This is a genomic window from Fimbriimonadaceae bacterium (genome assembly GCA_023957775.1).
In the GTDB taxonomy this organism is placed as follows: domain Bacteria; phylum Armatimonadota; class Fimbriimonadia; order Fimbriimonadales; family Fimbriimonadaceae; genus JAMLGR01.
On the sequence record JAMLGR010000001.1, the window covers coordinates 317,009 to 339,271 of the forward strand.

Annotated in this window: 21 protein-coding genes; 7 read left to right on the plus strand and 14 right to left on the minus strand. The window is 65.7% G+C overall.

Annotated elements, in window-relative coordinates; genetic code table 11:
• Window positions 1–14: 14 nt before the first annotated feature.
• Genes hisB through hisI form a run of 4 tightly spaced genes read right to left on the minus strand, consistent with a single transcriptional unit; the run spans window position 15 to window position 3,092 of the window.
• Window positions 15–602, minus strand: coding sequence for an imidazoleglycerol-phosphate dehydratase HisB (gene hisB / locus M9921_01510; GenBank protein MCO5295512.1), 588 nt, complete (start codon window positions 600–602; stop codon window positions 15–17).
• Window positions 599–1,849: a histidinol dehydrogenase gene (gene hisD, locus M9921_01515; GenBank protein ID MCO5295513.1), complete on the minus strand. Its 1,251-nt coding sequence runs from the start codon at window positions 1,847–1,849 to the stop codon at window positions 599–601. Before hisD ends, hisB begins: the two co-directional genes overlap by 4 nt.
• Window positions 1,846–2,715: an ATP phosphoribosyltransferase gene (hisG, locus tag M9921_01520; protein MCO5295514.1), complete on the minus strand. Its 870-nt coding sequence runs from the start codon at window positions 2,713–2,715 to the stop codon at window positions 1,846–1,848. Before hisG ends, hisD begins: the two co-directional genes overlap by 4 nt.
• Window positions 2,712–3,092, minus strand: coding sequence for a phosphoribosyl-AMP cyclohydrolase (gene hisI, locus M9921_01525; protein MCO5295515.1), 381 nt, complete (start codon window positions 3,090–3,092; stop codon window positions 2,712–2,714). The genes hisG and hisI overlap by 4 nt, the downstream gene beginning before the upstream one ends.
• A gap of 225 nt (window positions 3,093–3,317) precedes the next feature.
• On the opposite strand from hisI, the gene M9921_01530 reads away from it, so the two are divergent.
• Both M9921_01530 and M9921_01535 read left to right on the plus strand, forming a co-directional pair.
• A complete protein-coding gene (locus M9921_01530; GenBank protein MCO5295516.1) occupies window positions 3,318–3,776 on the plus strand; it encodes a DinB family protein in 459 nt (152 codons plus the stop codon).
• A 31-nt stretch (window positions 3,777–3,807) separates the two neighbouring features.
• On the plus strand, window positions 3,808–4,425 hold the full coding sequence (locus M9921_01535) for a DUF4230 domain-containing protein (protein ID MCO5295517.1): 618 nt from the start codon (window positions 3,808–3,810) through the stop codon (window positions 4,423–4,425).
• 7 nt (window positions 4,426–4,432) lie between these two features.
• On the opposite strand, the gene tkt is transcribed toward M9921_01535, so the two are convergent.
• Window positions 4,433–6,424: a transketolase gene (gene tkt / locus M9921_01540; protein ID MCO5295518.1), complete on the minus strand. Its 1,992-nt coding sequence runs from the start codon at window positions 6,422–6,424 to the stop codon at window positions 4,433–4,435.
• 67 nt (window positions 6,425–6,491) lie between these two features.
• Between tkt and M9921_01545 the strand changes: the two genes are divergently transcribed.
• Window positions 6,492–8,873, plus strand: coding sequence for a hypothetical protein (locus M9921_01545; GenBank protein ID MCO5295519.1), 2,382 nt, complete (start codon window positions 6,492–6,494; stop codon window positions 8,871–8,873).
• Window positions 8,874–8,927: 54 nt separating this feature from the next.
• Here the strand turns inward: M9921_01545 and M9921_01550 are convergent, their stop codons facing one another.
• The 7 genes from M9921_01550 to M9921_01580 form a co-directional block, all read right to left on the minus strand.
• Window positions 8,928–9,647, minus strand: coding sequence for a hypothetical protein (locus M9921_01550; GenBank protein MCO5295520.1), 720 nt, complete (start codon window positions 9,645–9,647; stop codon window positions 8,928–8,930).
• On the minus strand, window positions 9,644–10,696 hold the full coding sequence (locus M9921_01555; GenBank protein MCO5295521.1) for an SLBB domain-containing protein: 1,053 nt from the start codon (window positions 10,694–10,696) through the stop codon (window positions 9,644–9,646). The genes M9921_01550 and M9921_01555 overlap by 4 nt, the downstream gene beginning before the upstream one ends.
• An 83-nt stretch (window positions 10,697–10,779) precedes the next feature.
• The gene (locus tag M9921_01560) at window positions 10,780–13,233 is read right to left on the minus strand and encodes a hypothetical protein (GenBank protein MCO5295522.1); all 2,454 of its coding nucleotides are present in this window, start codon (window positions 13,231–13,233) and stop codon (window positions 10,780–10,782) included.
• A 146-nt stretch (window positions 13,234–13,379) separates the two neighbouring features.
• Window positions 13,380–14,561 carry a type IV pilus twitching motility protein PilT gene (locus tag M9921_01565; protein MCO5295523.1) on the minus strand — a complete coding sequence of 394 codons (1,182 nt, stop codon included), beginning with the start codon at window positions 14,559–14,561 and terminating at the stop codon, window positions 13,380–13,382.
• Window positions 14,548–15,642: a type IV pilus twitching motility protein PilT gene (locus M9921_01570; GenBank protein ID MCO5295524.1), complete on the minus strand. Its 1,095-nt coding sequence runs from the start codon at window positions 15,640–15,642 to the stop codon at window positions 14,548–14,550. The genes M9921_01565 and M9921_01570 overlap by 14 nt, the downstream gene beginning before the upstream one ends.
• A gap of 9 nt (window positions 15,643–15,651) precedes the next feature.
• Window positions 15,652–16,731 (minus strand): PilT/PilU family type 4a pilus ATPase, encoded by a 1,080-nt coding sequence (locus tag M9921_01575; GenBank protein MCO5295525.1) that lies wholly within the window; start codon window positions 16,729–16,731, stop codon window positions 15,652–15,654.
• Window positions 16,732–16,758: 27 nt separating this feature from the next.
• The gene (locus M9921_01580; protein ID MCO5295526.1) at window positions 16,759–17,478 is read right to left on the minus strand and encodes a hypothetical protein; all 720 of its coding nucleotides are present in this window, start codon (window positions 17,476–17,478) and stop codon (window positions 16,759–16,761) included.
• Between the two features lie 210 nt (window positions 17,479–17,688).
• Here M9921_01580 and M9921_01585 point away from each other — a divergent pair, with 210 nt between their 5' ends.
• Complete coding sequence (locus tag M9921_01585; GenBank protein MCO5295527.1) at window positions 17,689–18,192, plus strand: transcription elongation factor GreA; 504 nt, start codon at window positions 17,689–17,691, stop codon at window positions 18,190–18,192.
• A 3-nt stretch (window positions 18,193–18,195) separates the two neighbouring features.
• On the opposite strand, the gene M9921_01590 is transcribed toward M9921_01585, so the two are convergent.
• A complete protein-coding gene (locus tag M9921_01590; protein ID MCO5295528.1) occupies window positions 18,196–18,777 on the minus strand; it encodes a PadR family transcriptional regulator in 582 nt (193 codons plus the stop codon).
• A 238-nt stretch (window positions 18,778–19,015) separates the two neighbouring features.
• On the opposite strand from M9921_01590, the gene secE reads away from it, so the two are divergent.
• The 3 genes from secE to recJ all read left to right on the plus strand — a co-directional run bounded on the left by secE (window position 19,016) and on the right by recJ (window position 21,696).
• Window positions 19,016–19,255 (plus strand): preprotein translocase subunit SecE, encoded by a 240-nt coding sequence (gene secE / locus M9921_01595; protein MCO5295529.1) that lies wholly within the window; start codon window positions 19,016–19,018, stop codon window positions 19,253–19,255.
• A gap of 4 nt (window positions 19,256–19,259) precedes the next feature.
• Window positions 19,260–19,787 carry a transcription termination/antitermination protein NusG gene (nusG, locus tag M9921_01600; GenBank protein MCO5295530.1) on the plus strand — a complete coding sequence of 176 codons (528 nt, stop codon included), beginning with the start codon at window positions 19,260–19,262 and terminating at the stop codon, window positions 19,785–19,787.
• Between the two features lie 178 nt (window positions 19,788–19,965).
• Window positions 19,966–21,696 carry a single-stranded-DNA-specific exonuclease RecJ gene (recJ, locus tag M9921_01605; GenBank protein ID MCO5295531.1) on the plus strand — a complete coding sequence of 577 codons (1,731 nt, stop codon included), beginning with the start codon at window positions 19,966–19,968 and terminating at the stop codon, window positions 21,694–21,696.
• Here the strand turns inward: recJ and M9921_01610 are convergent.
• On the minus strand, window positions 21,693–22,241 hold the full coding sequence (locus M9921_01610; protein MCO5295532.1) for a hypothetical protein: 549 nt from the start codon (window positions 22,239–22,241) through the stop codon (window positions 21,693–21,695). The genes recJ and M9921_01610 overlap by 4 nt on opposite strands.
• Between the last annotated feature and the right edge of the window lie 22 nt (window positions 22,242–22,263).

Below are 22,263 nucleotides of genomic sequence, written 5' to 3' on the forward strand. Positions count from 1 at the left end.
GCACTCCCACACCTTCACAACAGCCCCTTCGTCGACGGCAACTGGTCCCGCAGGCGCTCGTCCGTCGAACAGGCGAACCGCAAGGCACGGGCAAAGCCTTTGAAGACCGCCTCCACCTTGTGGTGCGTCGAACGCCCGTAGAGCACCTTCACGTGCACGTTCGCGCCCGCGTGCACCGCGAAGCCGTCGAAGAAATCGTGCAGCAACTCGGCCTGCAGGTCCCCCACGAACCGCGCGCGGACGAGGTCTCGGTACACGAGCGCGGGTCGCCCTCCGAGGTCGAGCGCGACCACCGCGAGGGTTTCGTCCATCGGCTGCACGAAATAGCCGGCCCTCAAGATGCCCTTTCGATCTCCCAGCGCGCCCGCGACGAGTTGGCCCAACACGATCCCGAGGTCCTCGACCGTGTGGTGCTGGTCCACGTCCAGATCGCCCGTCGCGTGCAGCGCCAGATCGAATCCGCCGTGACGGGCGAACAACTCCAGCATGTGGTCGAGGAACCGGATGCCCGTGGCGACGTCGTAGCTTCCGCTCCCCTCGATCGCCAAGGAGCCCCGAATCTGCGTTTCGCGCGTGACGCGCTCGATCTGCGCCGATCTCACAGCCTCACCTCCACGCTGCGGGCGTGCGCCTCAAGCCCCTCGGACCGCGCCAGGGTCGTCACGGTGCCTGCGAGCCCGGCAAGGCCCTCGCGGGACAACTCCTGGACCGAGATGACCTTCACGTAGTCCGCGGCGCTCAGCCCACCGCGCACGCGCGCGACGCCGCCCGTGGGCAGCACGTGGTTCGTGCCTGCGGCATAGTCGCCCGCGGCCTCCGGACTGTAAGGGCCCACGAACACGCTGCCCGCGTGGCGAACGCCCTCCAAGTACTCGGCAGAGGGCACGCACAGGTGCTCCGGCGCGTACCGGTTCACCATCGCCATCGCCTCGGCCACGGAACCGACGAGGACAATCGCCCCATTGGTGTCCAGGGCTTTTCGCGCCGTTGCCGCGGTGGGCAGGTCGCCCAACTGACGCTCCGCCTCCGCGGCCACCTCCTCCGCGAGGCTCTCGGAGGTCGTGATCAGCACGGCCGACGCGTCGTCGTCGTGCTCGGCCTGGGCCAGAAGGTCGGCTGCGAGCGCACGGGGATCGCCCTCCAGGGCGACGATCACCACCTCGCTGGGCCCAGCCACGAATTCGATGCCGACCTCGCCCGCCAAGAGCCGCTTCGCGGCCGCCACGTAGATGTTCCCCGGCCCGACGATGCGATCGCATCGCGGGACACTCTCCGTGCCGAACGCCATCGCGGCGATCGCCTGGGCGCCGCCCAACCGGAACACATCATCCACGCCAAGCCGGTGCGCCAGTCCGTCGATCGCGTCCGAGGCTTGGGGCGAGGCCAGCACGATCTGCTCCACCCCGGCCACCTGCGCCGGCACGACGGTCATGAGCACCGTGCTGGGAAGCGGATACCGGCCGGACGGAACGTACGCGCCCACCACGTCGAGCGGACGCACGATCGTCGAGAGGCGCACTCCGGGCATCGGCTCGCACTGAGCAGGCTGCGGCAACTGTGTTTTGGCGAAGGCCCGGAGGTTGGTCGCGGCGTTGTCCATTGCCCGGACGAGGTCCGGGTCGAGGCGTCCCTCGGCCGACTGGAGGTCGTCGTACGGCACGCGCGGCCAGTCCGCGGGCGGCTCGCCCGCCCCCGCATCGCCGAGGCGGACCGCCCACTCCCACAACGCCTCGTCGCCGCGCCGCCGCACGTCGTCGAGAATCGGGGCGACGGCCTCCAGCGCCTCGGCCATCCGACCCGCCCGCCGTCCGAACACCGTTCCCGCATCGTTCGCGCGCAGGATCCTCATGGCACGATCTTGTTCAACGGGTACTCCACGATCCCCTCGGCGCCCGCGGCCTTGAGCCGCGGAATGATGGTCCGCACGGTCGACTCCTGCAAGATCGTGTTGACCGCAAGCCAGCCGTCTTCGGCCAGTTGCGACACCGTCGGCCTCTTGAGCGCCGGCAGTTCGGCCACCACGTCTTTGAGCTTCGATTCGTGCACGTTGAGCATGAGACCCACCTTATCGAGGGCCTCGATCGCTCCCTCGAGCAGCATGCGCAGGTCCGCGAGCTTCTGGGCCTTCCATGCGTCGGCCGCCGCTTCGCGATTCGCGATGAGCTGGGTGTTCGACTCGAGCACCGTTTCCACGATGCGAAGCTTGTTGGCCCGCAGCGAGGAGCCGGTCTCGGTCACTTCCACGATCGCGTCGGCCAGCACAGGCGGCTTCACCTCGGTGGCGCCCCAACTGAACTCGACCCTCGCGCGCACGCCGTTCGCCTCGAGGTAGCGCTGCGTGGCGCCCACCAGCTCGGTGGCGATGGTGAGCCCCTCCAAATCCCTCACGCTCTGCACGGGCGAGTTCTCGGGCACGGCCAGTACCCAACGCACCTTTCCGAACGACTGCTTCGCGTAAACCAGGTCGGCCAGAGCCACGACGTCGGTCCCGCTCTCCTCCACCCAATCGCGTCCCGTCAGCCCCGCGTCGAGCACGCCGTTGGCCACGTAGCGCGCCATCTCCTGCGCCCGGATCAGCATGCACTCGATCTCCGGATCGTCGATCGACGGAAAGTAGGAGCGGCTGGAAATGCCGATCTGGAAGCCGGCGCGCCGAAACAGATCCACGGTCGCCTGCTCGAGGCTGCCTTTCGGAATCCCCAGCTTCAGTTTCACTTCGATCCTCCATAGACGGCCTGCGGGTCGTACGTGCGCTCCTCACTCACGACCCAGCTCCCGTTCTCCCACGTGCGGAAGAAGCACGAGGCGTACCCCTCGTGGCAAACCCCCGGCCCCACCGGGTCGACTTGGACGAGCACCGTATCGGCGTCGCAGTCCACCTCGATGCGCTTGACGAGCAGTTTGTGGCCCGAGGACTCGCCCTTCGTCCACAGCTTCTGGCGCGTGCGGCTGAAGAGGGTCACGCACCCCGTCTCGGTCGTGAGGCGGAACGCTTCGGGGTTCATGTAGCCCACCATCAGCACGCGGCTGGTGGCGGCATCTTGGATGACTGCGGCGACGAGGCCGTCTTGTTTTTCGAAGTTGAGATCCATGGTCGTTGGTCGTGGGTCGTTTGTCGTTGGTCGTGGGTGGCCATGCAAAAGGCCCACATCCTGGGAGGGATGCGGGCCTTGGAGTTCGTTTCGAGTCGAGTGGCTACGAACAGCTCAGCGGCGCGCCCTCCGGAAGAGGCCGGCGTGGTGATGATGCCGATGGTGCACGGTTCGGATCGCCATTCGAAGCGAGATTGTAGCACACCCCGTTGTACAATCTCACCCATGTCCACAAGCATCAAGCAACATCTGGTGGAGCGCATCGAGGGAGCGTTGGGGCGCTTTCGAAACGACTTGGAGGCCATGCCGGACGGCTCGCTCGGTACCAGCCCGGGCGGCGTCGCGAGGACGCCCCTCGACATCACCTACGAGATCGTCGTCGTGAATCGCGCACTCGCCATGCACCTGCGCGGCGAGCAAGCCCCCGAATTCGAGTTCGGAAAGTGGCACCACGCGCCGGACGATTTCGCAACCCTTGAAACCGCCCTTGCCGAACTCGATGCGAGCACCCACGAGGTGCTGGAAGCCTTCAAGGCGATTCCGGAAGATCGCCTCGATGTGAAACGCGGGCCGATGAGCGCCATCGGAACCGCCAGCCTCGTGGCCACTCACCTCATGTACCACGACGGCCAGTTGAACTACCTCCAGTCGATGCACGGCGACGACCAGGTGCATTGGGGCTAACGACGCGTCGGGCGGCGGCGTAGGAAGCCTCATGAAGCTGCTCCGCCACGCGAAGAAGATCGCGATCGCTCTGTTGTGCCTACCCGCGGCTTGGATGCTTTTGGGGATCGCCAACCGGAGCCGGGGCGACGTCCAACCCACTCCCCTCCCCGTCGTGTTGCAAAGCATCCAGGCGCTGGGAGAGCTGCACACCACGCGGTACGCCTACAACAACGTCTTCGAGTACACGTCGTCGAGGCAACCGGAAGAGTGGGTCGAACGCATGGGGATGGGTGGCGTGGTCCGGGGCGCCACGCGCAACCGCGCGCTCGTGAGCGCGCACGGCACCGTCGAGGCTGGTGTCGACTTGAGCCGGGCCACCGTACGGTACGACTTGGACGCCCAGGGTCGAACCCTGGTCGTCTCGCTGCCCGCACCCACGGTCTATGCTCCCCATGTCGAGGCCAAGGTCCACCAAGCCAGCCGAGGCATGTTCTGGCGCGACGACAACCTCGCGCTCAAGGCGCAAGGCGACGCGGGGCGCCGGTTCGTTCTCGCGGGGCGCGAGCAGGGCATTTTGGACTCCGCGAGGGAGGGCGCCCGCACCCAGGTCGCGGCGCTGCTCAAGGACCTCGTCGACGTGCCCGTCCGCGTGGAGTTCGGCTCGTAACGCGGGGTTACCCGCCCAACAGTCCTCGGGCCACCTCCGCCACGTGCGCGGCGGTGAGCCCGAACTTTTCGGCGAGCACCTTGGCCGGGGCCGAGGCGCCAAACCGGTCGATTCCCACGTGCGCGTCCGCGTACTTCGCCCAACCCAGGGTCGCGGCGGCCTCTACCGAGACCGTGGGCACGCCCGGCGGCAACACGCGCTCGCGAGCTTGCGGATCGAGGCGCTCGAAGAGGTGCCACGACGGCAGGCTCACCACGCGCGTCAAGGTGCCCTCTTGCTCGAGCAGTTCCGACGCTTCGAGCGCGAGAGAGAGTTCGCTCCCGGTCGCCACGAGCACCATCTCGGCGGGCAGTTTCGAGGCCTCGCGGAGCACGTACCCTCCCCGCAGGGCGGGGTGATCCCCTCCTCGGACGGGCGGCGTGACCTGGGGCACTCCCTGCCGCGTGAGGATGAGGGCGCAGGGCGTCTCGGTGCTCTCCAGCGCGACCTTCCAGCACGCGGCGGTCTCGTTGCCGTCGGCCGGGCGCATCACGTTGAAGTTCGGAATCGCCCGCAGGCCCGCGAGGTGTTCGATGGGCTGGTGTGTCGGACCGTCTTCGCCCAACAGCACGGAGTCGTGCGTGAACACAAAGATCGACGGGCACTCCATCAGGGCCGCAAGACGCAGAGCCGGCTTGCAGTAGTCGCTGAACATGAGGAACGTGCCCCCATACGCCCGCATGCCGCCATGCATCGTCATGCCGTTGATCGCCGCGGCCATTGCATGCTCGCGCACACCGTAGGCCATATTGCGACCCTCGGGATGCTCGGGCTGCTGCACCACGGAGTCCTTAAGCTTGGTATCCACGCTTCCCGTCAGGTCGGCGCTTCCCCCGACAAGGGTCGGGAAGTGGGACTCGATGGCATTCAGGACCTGACCGCTGGAGGCCCGCGTCGCCATCTTCTCGGTGAACTCCGGAAGGTCCTTGGCCCACCCCTTCGGCGCGACGTGCTCGATCGACGCGGCGAGTTGGCCCGCAAGGTCCGCATGCGTCTCCCGATACGCCTCCAGGCGCGCCATCCACTCCGATTCCCAGCGCGCGCCGCGCTCCACCGCCTCTCGGAACTCGTGCCGAACGTCGTCGGGCACGAAGAACGAGGGTTCGAGGGGGATGCCCAGCACCTCCTTGGTCAACCGAACCTCCTCCTCGCCCAAGGCCTCGCCGTGCGCCTTTGCGGTCCCGGCCCGGTTGGGGCTGCCGAAACCAATGACGGTGCGAGCCAATATGAGGCTCGGGCGGTCCGCGACGGCCTTCGCGGCCCCGATCGCCTGGTCCACGGCGTCCACGTCGAGCCCGTCCACGTGCTGGGTGTGCCACCCATAGGCGTCAAACCGCTTCGCCACGTCTTCGGTGAACGCCAGGGAGGTCGATCCATCGATGGTGATGCCGTTGTCGTCGTAGAGGACGATGAGCTTGCCGAGCTTCTGGTGCCCTGCCAGCGACGCGGCTTCGCTCGAGACGCCCTCCATCAGATCGCCGTCGCTGCACAGGACGTAGGTGTGGTGGTCGACGACCGGGTGTCCCTCGCGGTTGAACGTGTTGGCGAGGAACCTCTCGGCAAGCGCCATCCCCACCGCTGTGGAGAACCCTTGGCCCAACGGTCCGGTGGCGATCTCGACACCCGGCGTCAACGTATTCTCAGGGTGTCCCGGCGTGATGCTTCCCCACTGGCGGAACGCGCGCAGATCGTCGAGCGACACGTCGTATCCCGTGAGATGCAGCAGCCCATAAAGCAACATCGAGCCGTGTCCCGCCGACAAGATGAACCGATCCCGATCGAACCAGCGGGGGTTGCGCGGGTTGTGCCGCAAGTGGCGCGTCCACAGCGCGTACGCCATGGGCGCCGCACCCATCGGCAGGCCGGGGTGGCCGCATCCGGCCGCTTGGACCGCGTCCATCGCCAGGCCACGCAAGGTGTTGATACACCGCACTTCGATGCTCGTCGAGACCGCGCTCATCGGGGGGGATGCTACCTCAGGCCCCGTGGATTCGAACTCTGGCGGGGTCTCAGGTAGTCTCTCCATCGTGCTCAGGGTCGCCACGATGCTGTTGCTCGCCGCCTTGGGGTCGGCGACGCTTGCGCAACCTCGCGAAGGCACCTACCGCCCAGCTCTCGGCCCCCCTGCCAACTGGCAGATCAACGAACACCACACGCTGATCTGGGACGGCGCACCCTACCTCCCGGTCGGTCTTCGGGTGGCCGGCACCACGGAACGCGTGGCGGAAGCCAAGTCTGCAGGCATGACCGACCTCGTGTTGGAACTGCCCGCCAGCGGCGTCGGGTGGGACGCGACCCTGAAGGCGGCCGACGACGCGGGCATGCGCTACATCCTCTGCCTCAACTCGCTGGCCCCGACGGCCAAGGGGGTGGTCGTGGAGCCGCAGGGTTATCGCGTGCGGGGCATCACGGAGAAGCGTTCCGTCTCGCTGCAACTGCCAGGCGCCTCTCGAGCGCTCATCGTCCTGATGACCGATCGGGACGGGGTTGTCGAAAGCACAAAACTCGTGCCCATCACCGATGGGTTGCTTCAAACGGTGGTCGAACCCAAGAACAGCCTCGACCACACGCTGCTCGTGTACCCGGAGATGGCGAGCCTCGATTTGCCCGATTTTTGGGAGGGGTTCGATCGGCACCGGGACGCCCTGGTGGGCGCCCTCCTGCGGCACCGTCCAGGCCCGGGTCTGAGAGGCATCCTCAACCCGCTGGGCGCGTTGGTGCGGCTGGCGACCCGGGACGTCGGAACGGTTCCGACCAGTCCCTACTTCCGCGACGAGTTTCAGAGCTACCTCGAGACGCGCTACCGCAACGTCGAGACCAACCAGCGCGCCTGGTCGATGAGCTCCTCCCCGATCACCTCGTTCACACAGATGGCCCGCCTGGTGCCTCTGTGGAACGGCACCAAAGGCGTGTCGCTGCTTTGGGACCCGGTCTCCGGGGAGACCTATGTCTGCAACTCCAAATACAGCACGATTTGGAGCGATCTGCAGAGCACGATCGGGAGCATCGTGGCGAGGCGCTACAACCGACTCGTCTCGGCGATCCAAGCCGCGTGCGACGTCCCCGTGCTGCAGGAGTGGGCCGGGTGGGCGTCCGCCTACGAGTCCATGTCCCCGGCCGTGGACGGCCTTGGCATGGAGTGCTCCAGCACCAGTCCGTCCGAGATCGCCGCGACCGCCGGCAGAGCGACCAGCTCCCTGCTCCGCTGGCGCACCCCCGGTTGGCTCGTGGCCACCGACGTCGAACTCGCCGGCGCGGTGAACCCCGCCGACTCCCTCAAACCCGTGCTGGACGACTTGGGCTCCCTCGGGGCAAGAGGCTGGTTCGTTCGGAACGCCGACGCCACGCTGAAGGCGGCGATCGCCGCCGAAGCGGCGCTGCGCTCGAGGGACGCCTCGTTCTCCCAATGGTCGCCCTCGGCCGTGTACTTCCCCGAAAATGCGACCAATCCCGCCGTGGCGCAGCGGCTCGCCGGCGGCCGGTGGTGGCTGCCCTCGCCGGCCAACGGCAACCGCATCGACCTCGGCTCCGACTTCTTCGGCTACCGGTACGAGTCCGGGGCGACGAGTTTCATCGCCTTGTGGACCCTCCGCGGGACCGCGCGCGTGCAGTTGCGGATGCTGGACCCCAAGGTGGCCCAGTTCGAGAGTGCGGACGGGACCGACCCGCAGCCGAAACTCAACCGCAAGGGCGTCGAGGTCACGATCCGGGACGTTCCGCTGATCATCACCGGAACGACCGAAATCCCGGTGCCCGAGCCCGCGCTCAACGAGACCATCCAACGGTTCGATCAGTTGCTCGGAATTGCCGAGGCTCAGGGTCGGGACGCGTCCGAGGAGCGGTTCTTCTTCCGCGACGCGCTCAACGGGTTTGACCGCAACCCCTCCGGCAGCTTCGCCTTGCTGCGCCAGCAGACGTCCAAGCTCAACCTCAAGCTGGCGACGTTCTCGTGGATCGAAGGGGAGAGCAGCCGTTCGAACACGTTCAGCGAGGTCTTGTCGGTACCCGGCTGCAGCGGGGGCGCCGTGCTTTCGCTCCGCTCGCAACTCAACCCGGGCCCCGACGGCTACTACGCCGAGTACACGGTACCGGTCAAGAGCGATGCCGAACAGGAGGTGTGGATCGCCGCTAGCATTCCTCCCGGTTCGACCTCCTCCGTTCGCGTCTTCGTCGGCGGCCAGACGCTCGCCATCTCCGCCCCGTCCGTCGGGCGCTACGGCGCAGGGTACGGCTGGTACCGCCTGGGAACGACCCGCTTGGGCGGCAACTCGCAGACGCTCCGCCTCCAGGTCGATGCCTCGCGCGGGGTCGAAGTCGCGATCGACGCGATCATGATTTCACCGACCCGGCAAAAGCCCTCCGGAGTGTTTCCGCCCGAGATCGTGTCGTTCCAGCCGCCTCCCCGCTGAGCGGATCGGAGTCGTGTACCACGCCCGCTCGATGGGGGTGCCGATCCTGCCCCCTTACAGGAACGGATTCGGGCGATCCCGCATGGCCTCTTCGGCAAGCTGCTCCTGCCGCTCGTAGAGGGTTGGGTCGAGTTCGACGCGACCGTAGAGGCACTCCCGTCGTCCCAAACGGACCGCCCAGCCGGCATCGCCGTAGCTGTAGTGCCACCACTCATCGCGACAGTTGGAGAATCCCGCCGAGAGCATAGCCCGCACCAGCAGGGATCGGTGGTGGGCCGCCTCCTCGGACAGCCCCAGCGTGTAGGTTCGGCTAGCTTGGAAGCGATCGAAGGGCGCATTGACGTCGATCACGTTTCCGTCGGCGTCCACCAGGTTCACGTCGAGGGCGGCCCCGGTGCAGTGGCCCGGCGGCGCCTTCTGGTCCGTCGGGGCGACCAATCGACACACGGTGCGTCGGAGCGAAGCAAAGCTGCGGTCGGGGAACGCCTCCGCCGCCGAGCGCATCATGAACTCGTAGATACGCTGTTGGCGCGCCAGGGGTCGCCACGCTTCCGTCACCCCCAGGAAAACACCCTCGGGCAGGGTTTCTGCGGCTCGTTGGGCCATGCGCGCAACGGTTTCGCGGCAGAAAGGAATGGTCTGCTCGCGCAGGATGCGCACGCTTGGAGCCGCTTCGCGCAAATCCACGAGAGGCTCCCCGCACTCCGATTCGGCCACGCGGTTCAACGCGCGAATCGGCTCCGGGGCGCCCTGGGTGCGATCCCAACGAATCATCGGGCCATCCTTCGCGCCGCGACGAGGATGCGCCACAGCAACGACGAGCGGGATGTCGGGGCGCACTTCGGCACCTCGATCCGGTCTGCCGCGGCGAAGGTGAATCCTGGTTCGAAGACCCGCCCGTCGCCGGCGCGGATCGACCCTGTGCCCGCCCTCACGACCGTGCGCTCCATGTCGGCGTCCAGCGCCAGACCACCGACCTCTGCAAACACGTCGCGAAGCCCCATGCCGCGGAAGTAGGCCACGCGACCGGGACGGCGGACGGCCCCCTGGACCGTCACGAACAGGCGCTCGTCGATCACGCCGACGCGCAAGGTGTCCCCCGGTTGAAGCGGCATGCCGCCATCCGCGTCCAAACGGATGCGCGCCACTGTCTCACCGTCCCGTTCGACGGTGATGTCGCGCCGGTTCGCGTGAGGCGTGAGTCCCCCGCAGGCCGAGATCGCCAAGGAGACGGTCGAGGCCTGATCGTGCGGCACGTTGCGCGGCGTGTACACGCCCCCCAACACAAAGACGTCCCGAGGTCGCGTGGCCAGGTGGAAGAACACGCGGTCACCGGGTCGAAGGAGCGGGTTCTCGCGCCGCCCTCCCCAGTCCGCCCGAATGTGGCTGCCGTCGTCGCGCACGATCTCGACCGCCGAGAGATCTGCCGCCGGACTGGGATGGGCGAGGGCGACGATGTCGGACAGGGAGATGCCATCGGTTGCCTCGATCTCGCCGCTCACCTCGACGGCGCCTCCAAACCGGATCGGAAGGTCGTCCCGCTCGAGGATTCGAATGGAAACTGTCGCGCGCTCCAGCGACAACTTGAGGAGCAGCAGCGCCTCGAGTCTGCGCGCCGCGTCCTCTGGGGACTGGCCACCCACTTCGACGGCTCCGAGGATGCCGAACGATCCCACCCCCTCCTTCGAGAGGGTCACGGTTCGATTCAGCGTGGGCTCCTGCTCGCACGTCACCAGCAGTCGATCCCCGCCGCGAATCGGGCGACCCTGCCCGGGCGCCGCAGCGGCGAGGAGGATCGCGATCAGGAGGACGCCGAGACGCACGACCCTGATTTTGGCACGTCCGCTTCGGCGGCAAAAGAGAAGGCCCCGCGCCGCGGGCGGCGCGGGGCCTGGAGAGGCACTCCCTACTGGGTCACCCGCCAGATCGCGCGGTCGAGCCACGCGTGCCACGCTTGCGTCGTTTCGGCGGCGACCTCGCGGAGACCGATCTTCATGCGCATCGTCCGCGTGCCAGCTTGGACAAACCGGCTGAGCGATCCCGGCGCGGCCACAGTGATCGTGGTGTCCGAGGTGCCGATGAACCGATCGTCGATCTGGACCCACGCCGAGGCGGTGTAGTCCCACAGTCGGATCCACTGCTTCACCCCGGAGATCTGGATCCGGGACTCGAGCGAAACCTCGAGCGCCGAAGGCGTCGCCGTAGGACACGTCGTGGTGAGCAACACTTCGATGTTGGCCCCGACCTCCTCGGCGGCGAGGTTCTTGCGAACGTCCACGTACTGATCGTTGCTCGTGAACAGGTCTGCGACCGTCCCGCTCACGCGAAGGCCCGGTCCCACGGTCATCGTGGCCGGCACGACGTCGATCGGCCCGCCGCCGCCGTTGACGGTCAGGGCGCTCGTCTTCACCGTGCTCTGTCCGTCGGGGTTCGTGACCGTGAGGTCCCTCGCCCCTGTTGCGGCGCCGCCGGAGGCGCTGACGTTCAGCACGATCTGCGTCGGAGTGACGAAGTTGATGCTGTTGACGGTCAGACCGGATCCGCTGAACAGGGCGGCGATATGGTTCGGGAACGAGGGGTCCGGATCGAAGAAGCCCGACCCGCCGCTCGACGTCCCATTCACCGTGATGTTCAGGGTCTGCCCCTGATTGATCGCGTTGGGAACGAGGGTCGTGATCGAGGCAGGAGGCGGCGCGATCAACTGGGTGACCCGCACGGCCCACGAGTTCGTCGCGTTGCAATACTCCTGGAACGTCCACATCGTCATCCCGTCGAGCGGGTCGACGAGCGTAGCCGAGTAGTCGCCCCACCGCTGCGTCCCCGATTGCACGTTGTAGTTGCTTCCCGTGGCCGTCACGAACGTGGGGGACTGGATCGTCCCCAAGAGGTCCGAAGCAAACCGGCCCGCCACCTGCACGTCGGCCCTTCGCGTCGATCCTGCCACCGAAGATCCGAGCACCATGTGCCCCTGGCCCGACATCGCCACCGAGGGGATCCAGTAGCCGAGGGGAGTGGCCGAGGCATCGAAGAGCGTGCCCGACTGGATCAGCGTGGGAACGGTCGACAGATTGCCGACCTCGTACCAGCGCGAACCGTTGCGGTTGCCGCTCGAGCTGGCCACGCCGCTCGAGTTCACTTCGATGTTGTGCGCGGTCCAGAGGGTTTGCACGCCGGTCAATTGGTTCTTGTGCAGGGTCGCGGCGAACAGTCGGTCGTCGAGACCGTCGAGGGCCCCGGTGCTTCCCATGGCGACTTGGTTCTGCGGGTACCCCGTTGTGGGAACCGTGAGCGAGAGGTTCCCCGAGATCGACGGGGTGCCGCCTGGATCGTTGATCCTGCGGAACATCAGCTTGCCAAAGGTCGCCGCATCGACGCCGACGATGTAGCCCTGGGTCGAGGACGGATCATCGTTGTCGACGCCGCGAGGGGCGAACGGACCGACCCCGCCCGAGAGCAGGTTCCGGAACGCGGTGACTTCGATCGGCCCCGCTCCCAGCACCGAGCTCTTTTTGATGACCCAGGCCGTGGTGTTGAAGGACCCGTTGAACATGTTGCAGCCCACGTAGAGCGCGTTGGCGTCGATCCCCAGCGAACAGTAATCGGCGAACTGGCCGGTGTTCCCCGCCGGAGCGGGCAGGTTCTGCTGGAACTGGAAGAACGTGAAGCTGGCCATGCCGGTGATCGTCGGCCCGCTGCTGACGGCAAGGACGATGCGGTTGTTCTGGTTGACCGTGGTGATCATCAGCACGAACCAGCGTCCGGAAAGTCGGTCGTAGCGCACCTGCGGGTCCGAAACGCCGGCGCCGTTGCGGACCGAGTTGAAGAACGTGGAGGTCGACGTATTGAGCGGGCCGACGGAACCGTTTCGGTCGAAGACCTTGATCCGCCCATTGACGACCACGAGGATCTGCGTGGGTCCCACCGCGCCGTTGCTGTCCGGAGGAAGGTAACCGGACTCGGGAAGAGTGGCACCGAGGAAGTCCGTTCCGACGGGCTGCGGAGTGTAGCGCCCACCCCCCCCGCGCTCGGCCTTCTGTGCGCCCCGAGGAGCCGGGGGCCATTGGGACACCTTTGGCGAGTCGGGGTTGGGCTTGATCCACCAGCGGTCGATCTCATGCTCCGGCCCCATATAGTAGGGCGGCGGCGTTTGAAAGTTCGGCGTGGCCCGTTGGCGCGCCATGATCTCATCGACCGTCTCGTTGATTCCCCTCTCGCCAACCCAGGGGGTCAGCGGCGTGTTAATGGGAGGCCCCGAAACCTGGCCTCGCTGTTGAACCTGTTGTCCTGCGTTTGCCGTCAGGCTCAGGCCGAGACAGCCCAGCACGGCAGCCACCAAGGTGGCGCGAAATTGAGTCTTCATGTATGAGTGATCCTTTCGTGGTATGAGGGAGCGCACCATCGAGGGCGCCACCTATTCCGACTGAAACCAGCCCATTATAGTTCGTATTCGGCCGCAAGGGGCAGGGGTCGGCATCAAAACCCGTATGCGCCGACTAGTCCGAGGGGCTACTCCCGACGATAGCCGGGGCGGTTGGGTTGACCCGGAACTCCGCCGGCGGGTTTGGGGGGCGCCTCGGGCTCCGCGTGCGCTTGCGGAGACTGGACCTGGGCGGGTTCGGAGGCTCGCGCCAGCGCCACCAGGCGATCGAACTCGCCGGGGTCCTTGGCCTTCGCGCGGGCATCTTCGACCGTCGCGAGACCGCGTTCCACCAAGATCGTCAGGCACTGGTCGAGCGTCTGCATCTTGCTCTTGGCGCCGGTCTGGATCATCGAGCCGATCTGGTAGCTCTTGTTCTCGCGAATGAGGTTGCGGATCGCGTTCGTCGCGACCAGCGTCTCGAACGCCGCCACGCGGCCCCGCCCATCCGAGCGCTTGATCAGGGTCTGCGACAGGACGCCCACCAGGTTCACCGAGAGCTGCATGCGGATCTGCTGCTGCTGGTGCGTGGGAAAAACGTCGACGATGCGGTCCACCGTCTGCACCGCGTCCACGGTGTGCAGGGTGCCGAACACGAGGTGTCCGGTCTCCGCCGCCGTGATCGCGAGATGGATCGTCTCCAAGTCGCGCATTTCGCCGACGAGGATCACGTCCGGGTCCTGGCGCAGGACGTACTTGAGCGCGTTGGCGAAGCTGTTGGTGTCCACGTCGAGTTCGCGCTGGTTGATGAGGGCGACGTGGTTGTCGTGGACGAACTCGATGGGGTCTTCGACCGTGACGATGTGCACGCGCTCGTGCCGGTTGATCTGGTCGACCATCGCCGCCTGCGTCGTGGACTTGCCCGATCCCGCGGGGCCGGTTACCAGAACGAGGCCGCGCGGGCGCTCGATGAAATCCCAGCACGCGGCCGGGAGTTGGAGCTCCTCCATCGATTGGATGCGATAGGGAATCACGCGGAACGCGGCTTGGGTGAATCCGCGCTGTTGGTACAGGTTGCCGCGGAAGCGGGCGACTCCCTTGATCTCGTAGGCGAAGTCGAGTTCGAGGTCCCGCTCGAAACGCACCCACTGATCGTCGTGGAGAAGCTCCCGGATCGCGACGGTCAGCTCCTCGCCGGTGTAGTGGGGGACTTCGACCTCTTGGAGATCGCCGTGCACGCGGAAATACGCCTTGCCCGTATCGGCCTTGAAGTGGAGGTCCGACCCCATGACCTCGACGCAACGGATGAGGAGTTCGTCAATTCGCTGCATTCGCCGTCTCCACAAGTCCCTGGTTCATCGCTCGGCGCTGGAACTCCGACGCGTTCGAACACTTGGCCAATGCGTGTTCGTAGTCGATCTTGCGCTCGCGCAAAAGATTGAGCAGGCTTCCGTCGAGCGTCTGCATCCCCATGTCGCCCCCCATCTGGATGTCGTGGTAGAGCTGGTGCGTCTTGCCGTCCCGGATCATCGTGCGGATCGAGGGGGTCGCGGTCATCACCTCGAACGCGGCCGTTCTTCCCTTGCCATCCTTGGTCGGCAGCAGCGTCTGGGAAATGACCGCCTGCAGCGTGACGCTGAGCTGGGTTCGAATCTGGGCCTGCTGGTCGGGCGAGAACACGTCGACCATGCGGTCGATCGTTTGGGCGGCATCGACCGTGTGCAGCGTCGAGAGCACGAGGTGGCCGGTCTCCGCGGCGGTGATCGCAAGCTGGATGGTCTCGAGGTCGCGCATCTCGCCGACGAGGATGACGTCCGGGTTCTGGCGCATCACGTGCTTGAGCGCTCCGGCGAACGAGTGCGTGTCCGTGCCGAGTTCGCGTTGGTTGATCACGCTGATGCGGTCGGAGTGCACGTATTCGATGGGATCCTCGATCGTCATGATGTGCGAGCGCTTCGTGACGTTGATGTGGTGGATCATCGCGGCGAGCGAGGTCGACTTGCCGGAGCCCGTGGGACCGGTGACCAGGATCAGACCGCGGGCGATCAGCGCGAGGCTCTTGCACACCTGCGGCATCAGGAGATCGTCGATCGTGCGGATGTTGAACGGGATCACGCGGAAGACCGCGCCCACCTGGCGCCGCTGCCAGAACATGTTCACCCGGAACCGGGCGCAGTTCGGCACCTCGTACGAGAGGTCGAGTTCGCGGAACGAGTTCAAGCGCGCTCTGCGCTCGTCGTTGAGAATGCCCAGGAGGAGCGCGTCGGTGTCCGCCGGACTGAGGGCCGGATGCTCCGACCGGACCAGGTCGCCGTGGATACGCATGACGGGCGGCTGGCCTGCCTTGATGTGCAGGTCGCTCGCCTCCTTCTCCACCAGTTCGCGCAAAAGCGCGTCGATCTCAACGCTCATAGACGCTCCTCAGCGCCGGAGCAACTGCTTCAGCTCCGACGCGATTCCCGCGTAGTTCAAGGCTGTCTCCTCGGTGATGACACCAGCCTTTACGTAGCGAACCAAGCTCTGATTCATCGTCTGCATGCCCCAGAACTGGCCCTCGTTCATCGCGTGGTACAGGTCGCTGAAGTGGCCGTCCTCGATGAGCTTGCTGACCGTCGGGGTGCAGATGAGAATCTCGTTGGCTACGACGCGGCCGTTGCCGTCGGCTCGCGGGACGAGCTTCTGCGCGATGATCGCGCGGAGGGCGTTGGCCAGTCGCAGGCAGAGGTGGTTCTTCTCGTGCGGGGGAAACATGTTGACGATGCGGTCCATGGTCTCGTACGCGCTCGACGTGTGGACCGTCGAGAAGACGAGGTGGCCCGTTTCGCCGGCCTGCATCGCGACGCCCATCGTGGTCACGTCGCGCATTTCGCCGATGAGGATCACGTCGGGCGCTTCGCGGACGACCGCTCGGAGCGCGGGCTCGAAGTCGGCGGTGTCGATGCCGACCTCGCGCTGCGTCACGTACGCGTTCTTGTCGCGATGGACGAACTCCAGCGGGTCCTCGATCGTCACGATGTGGCACTGCCGGTTCTGGTTGATCATGTCCAGCATCGCGGCCAGCGTCGTGGTCTTGCCGCAACCGGTGGGACCCGTCACGAGGATCAGTCCCTGGCGGTGCTTGGTCAATTCCCCAAGAACGGGCGGCAGGCCAAGCTCCTCGAGCGTGAGAATCTGGAGCGGGATGATCCGGCAGACGATGCCGAACGAACCTCGTTGCATGTGGATGTTCGCCCGGACGCGGCATTTGTCGCCCACGGCGAAGGCGAGGTCCATCTCCATCGTGTCGTCGAACCGCCGCAGTTGCTTTTCGTTCATCAGCGCGGTGATGATCCGCTGCGCGTTCTCGGAATCGATCATCGGCCACTCGCCGGGCACGGGCTTGATGAGGCTGTGCTGGCGCATCATGGGAGGCGAATTCGCCTTGATGAAGATGTCCGAGGCTCGCTCGTGGAACCCCACTTCGATGAGCTCGTGGATGCCGATACTGGAAGCTTCACGCATGGATATGGACTCTCCGAGGTCGAGGCGCTACTTCTTTCCCTCCCCAGGGGTTCGAAGGAGTGCCAAGTATACCAAGGCGCCCGCTGCAATGGCAGCCAGGGCGCCCAACGCAATCAAGACGGGCGCGGACGGACCTTTCGTGCGAGACTTCGGCGAAATCGCCGCGGCCTCCTTCGCGTTTTCCGGGATCTGGATCAACGACGGGTCTTGGGTCAACAAGCGCACGCGGTATTCGATTCCCGGAGGGCTCTGGGTGACCCGTCCCTCCACGACGACCGCGGGGCTGGAGAACGTACGGACGATCTTCTCGCTTGCAGCCTCCCCATCGAACATGATCGAGATTCCCGTCACAGGGCGCCCCGAGTCGGGGTCTGCGAACGCCTTGACGATCGGCTCCAGCCGCAGAACGCCCATTGCCCGATCGATCAGGTGGTCCGTCGCGAAACTTGCGGTGAGAAAGCGCAGGCGCTCGTTGGCCGGGTCGAGCAGTTGCGACTCGAGGTGGATGCCGCGCGCGGGCGAGCCCGCGTACTCTCCGATCCGCGCCGCCTGACGCTGAAGCAGCTCCGGAGGGTAGTCAGATGCGAGGGCGGTCACCCGGACCATCTCCGCCGAGGTCGGATGCTCCCGCACGACGATCGATATCTCGGGCCGGACCTGCTCGAACAGGCTCTTCGACTCCTGCGCGCCGGCATGGCCGACACCCAGACAGGCGAGCAGCAGCACGACGGTACTCGAGCGGATCACGGGTGCAATCTACCCGCGATCGCCGGGCGCCGCCCTCTCAGCGAATTCGATATTTCGCCAGAACCTCTGGTTATTTGCCCCCGTCTATCCAAGAATTGCTGGAGAAGCGAACGCTCGTAGCGCAGCGATCGTAGACAACAGGAATTCCAACAGAACGGCGCCGAGGATGGATATAATCGCCAACTGGTCGCGAGGAAGCGAGTCAAAGCAATGAGCAAACCCGAACCGATGAACGACCCCCAGGGCGGCATCCTGCTGACCCCCGAAGGCCACGATCTGCTCCAAAAGGAGTTGGAGCACCTCACGGTGGTCAAGAGGCCGGAGATCGCGGACCGCATTCGGGAGAGCCAGCAGCACGGCGAGTTCAGCGAGGACAACAACGAACTCGACGAGGTCAAGTTCGAGCAGGCGATGGTCGAGGAGCGCATCGCCACCCTCAAACAGATCTTCGGCAGCGCCCACGTGCTCGATCCCAAGAAGATCCCCACGGACGAAGTGGGAATCGGCTCGCGCGTCACCGTACTGGACATCGAGTACGCCGACGAGTTCGAGGTTCGGGTGGTCTCCAGCATCGAGGCCGACCCGCAGGACATGCGCATCAGCAACGAATCGCCGATGGGCTTGGCCCTGTTGGGCCAAAAGGCCAAGAGCGAAGTCGAGTTCGACGCTCCCGACGGCAAGAAGAAGCTGAAGATCCTTAAGATCGCGCGCTGAGGCTCATTCGCTCGTCGCGGCCCTCGCGACTTCGTTGCCCGCTCCCGTCTTGAGCGCGCTCAGCACCTTCTTGAGCCAGTCTTGCCGCGCCTGGACGAGGTAGAGCAGGTTCAATCGTGCCAGATCGCGCATCGGATGCTCGCCCTCGTTGGCACTCAGTTCACGGTGAAGCTCGTCGAGGAACACCTTGTTCTCAAGGGCCCAGTTCTTGACGATCCGGATCTGGTCGGCCGCCTTCAACCGGCCCAGGAAGTACATCCGCGTCCGAAGCGGATCGACCATGAACGCGAACTCCTGGCGGTCTGGCGGAAAGAGGAGCCAACTGTCGAGGAGCGCCGACCCCGAGGGGGTGAGGTCGTATTCGGTCCGCTCCCGGTTGGGCACACCGACCTTGCGGGCCTCCACGACCAGCCCATCCGCCAGCAGCCGGCGCAGCACGCGGTACACGGATCCGCTCTCTGCGCTCCATCGGGCTCCGCGCATGCGCGTCATCTGTTTGCGCATGGCGTATCCGGAGTTGATCCCTTCCGAGACCATAGCCAGGATCAGATATTCAAGCTCGCTGTAGGGTCCGGACAACGACATAATTCGCTCAATGGGAACTCCGGAGGATTTCGCTCCGTAATTTCTTGTTTCACTGTATCGCGTTTGGCGACAACTTGCCAATGGAAGTTCGCGATTGGTGGATGAATTCCTTCTGCAGACCATCGGCCCGTTCGCAAAAAAATCACGTCGCCAGTGACGAGTGGGAGTGGTATCATGGGCGCATTCCCCAGGGCATCCCGGCCCGCGATGGCGTCCGATGTCCAAGACAGCACAGACTATGCAAGGCAAAACTCCCCAGCAGCAGGCTCAGATCCCGCTGCCCAAATCGAAGCGCGGCATGCGCGGCTTTTGGACCGAAGTGGTTCGCGAGCTCAAGAAGGTGACGTGGCCCGCCAACAAAGAGACGACGCGGCTTACCGGCGTCGTGCTCGCCGTCTGCACGTTCCTCGTGCTCGCCTTGATGGTCATGAACTGGGGCGCCGACACGCTGTTCAAGATCCTCTCCAACCAGAACTAACGACATGCCGAAAGCCTGGTACGCAGTCCATACAATCGCAGGTCACGAGAACAAGGTGCGCGACGTGCTCACCCGACGCGCCCAAGTCGAGGGTTTTTGGGACCTGGACCTCTTCGAAATCCTGATTCCCACGGAACAGGAGCTCACGACGCGCGGGGGCAAGCGCATGATCGTGAACAAGAAGGTTTTCCCCGGCTACATCCTCATCCAGATGAACCTGACCGACGACACGTACAAGCTGGTGAAGTCCACCAGCGGCGTGACGGGGTTCGTGCAGAGCGGCAACAAGCCGGTTCCTCTCGAGGAGTACGAGGTGCGGCGCATCATGTCGAACCTCGAGAGCAGCAAGGAAGCCCCCAAGGTCTCTTGGAACAAGGGCGATGCCATCCGCGTCGTCGAGGGGCCCTTCAGCGACTTCTCCGGAAAGATCGAAGAGGTCAACAGCGATCGCGAGAAGCTCAAGGTGCTCATCAACATCTTCGGCCGCGACACGCCGGTGGAGCTCGAGTTCACGCAGGTCGAGAAGCTGTAGGGCTCGGGAATCGGGAATCGGGAGTCGGGAAACGGGAATCGGGAATCGGGAGTCGGGAATCGGGAGTCGGTTTACGACAGACGACCAACGACAAACGCCAAACGCCCCCCGTCGCCCGTCCTTTCCCACAGGGCGCTCTTGCGGGCTTCCGCTACACTGAACGCGCCCCCCAACCGCCATGCAGATTCCCGCCACCGCCACCCATTGGAGCATCCCCACGCGCGACCGGATTCGCGAAGGGGAGTTGGCGCGGGCGCTCGACGTGCCCGAGCTGATCGCCTGCCTGCTCATCAACCGCGGGATCACCGAACCCGACCAGGCGCAGCATTACCTGAACCCCAGCCTTGACGACCTGGGCGATCCGTCCCTGCTGCCCGACTACACCGAGGCGTCCCGCATCCTGCTGGACGCGCGGGAGCGGAAGACCCGCGTGTTCGTCCACGGCGACTACGACGTGGACGGCGTGAGCAGCGCCGCGATCTTCGACCGGTTCCTCAAAAAGGTCGGGTTCAACGTCCACACGCACGTCCCGCACCGCATGAAGGAGGGCTACGGCATCCACAGCAGTGCCGTCGAGGCGGCCAAAGCCATGGGCGCGGACGTGTTCCTCACGTGCGACTGCGGCATCTCCGCCTTCGACCAGATCGCGGCGGCCCGGGAAGCGGGCATGCGCGTGGTCGTGACCGACCACCACTCGATCGGCGAAACGATGCCCCAGGCGCACGCCCTGATCAACCCGCACCGCCCGGACTCCCAATACCCGTTCACAGAGCTGTCCGGCGCCGGGGTCGTGTTCCGCTTCTGCGAAGGGCTGACTCGAGAGCTGGGGCTTCCCGTGGACAAGTACCGCAACGCGTTTCTCGACCTCGCGGCGCTCGGCACGGTCGCAGACGTGATGCCGCTGGAGGGTGAGAACAGGATTCTCGCCCGCCACGGTCTGACCGCCTTGGCGGCCACCAAGAAGATCGGGTTGAGGGCGCTTTTGCGGGAGTCCGGGGTGGAGCTGAAGGCTAGCAAGGGGCTGCGCGCCTACCACATCGGCTACGTGCTCGGCCCACGCCTCAACGCCGCGGGCCGCATCGACGACGCCGCGATCTCCCTCAAGCTGCTGCTCTCCCGCGACGAGCAAGAGGCCACGCAGCTTGCACGCCAAATCGAGCAGATCAACGAGCAGCGCCGGGCCGAACAGATGCGGATCCTCGACGAGGCCTCGCAGATGGTGCTCGAGACCGGGGCCAACGACCGTTACGTGATCGTGGTCGCGAGCGAGGGCTGGCACGCGGGGGTCATCGGCATCGTCGCGGGTCGGCTGGTAGAGCAGTTCCGGCGGCCCGCGTTCGTGGGTTCGATCGACCCCGACACGGGCAAGGTGAAGGGCTCCGCCCGCACGATTCCGTCGTTCCACCTCTACCACGCCCTGCAGGCGCACACGCACCTGATGGACGGCGGCGGCCACGCGATGGCCGCGGGCTTCTCCGCGGAGTCGGGCCGCATCGCCGAGATCGCGGACGCGCTCGATACCTACGCCCGCGGCATCCTCACGGAGGAGGACTTTGCGATCACGAGGCGCGTCGACGCCGCGGTGGACCCAGAGGAGATCACCCCCGCGTTCGTCGCCGCGCTCAATGCGCTGGAGCCGTTCGGCGACTCGAATCCGGAGCCTGTGTTCGTCGCCAGGGATATGTCGTTCGCCCAAATCACACCCACGCGCAAGCCGGAGCACGTGCAGGTCACGCTTCGGCGCCAGGATGGGCCCGTGGTCCAGGCCATGGGTTTCGGCATGGGCGCGCGCCTGGCCGAGGTGCAGGCGGGCGCTCGTGTCGACGTGATGTTCCAGCCCGAACTCGATGAGTATCGGGGCGTCACGCGGCTGAAGTGGATCTTGAAGGACTACGAGCTCTTCGGCTAGCGTCGGAACCGCCAAGCCGATTCCTTTGGCATTTCAGTGACGAGCGCCCGCTTTACCAAGTCGAACGACCGATTCTGGTCGTTCCAGTGATAGGTTCGCTCGACCCAAACGTCGTGCCCAGTGCGAATCGACTCATCAATGCCTTCGTGGCGCGGGAAGGCCCGGACCGTTCCCGTTTTTTCGAACCCTTCAACGGTGCCGTTCTCGAACTTCCCCACCATCACGAGCCGCGGCGGGTCGTTTTCGATGAGCGCGAAACGCCGTGCGCAGCCGGTACCCCAGCAAGACCAGAAATTCAGGAACGCCCGGCCGTGGTGCCTCACGATCCGTGCGGGATCTTCGGTATCTACGTAGGGGTTGTCGAGTTCGATTCGCGCGAGCCGCCGTCCACTTCGGGACCACTCGATATCGACGAGCAGGTCTCGGGAGGGCATCCTCGCCCACGAAAGGAGGTCACCGGCGACCAGGACGCCCGCGACCGGGCCGCGGAGCAGTGTTCCGCCCAGGTCCGGAAAGGCGAAGAGCCAGATCGCGATCGCAAGCACAGTCAGATACTACAGCGAAGGG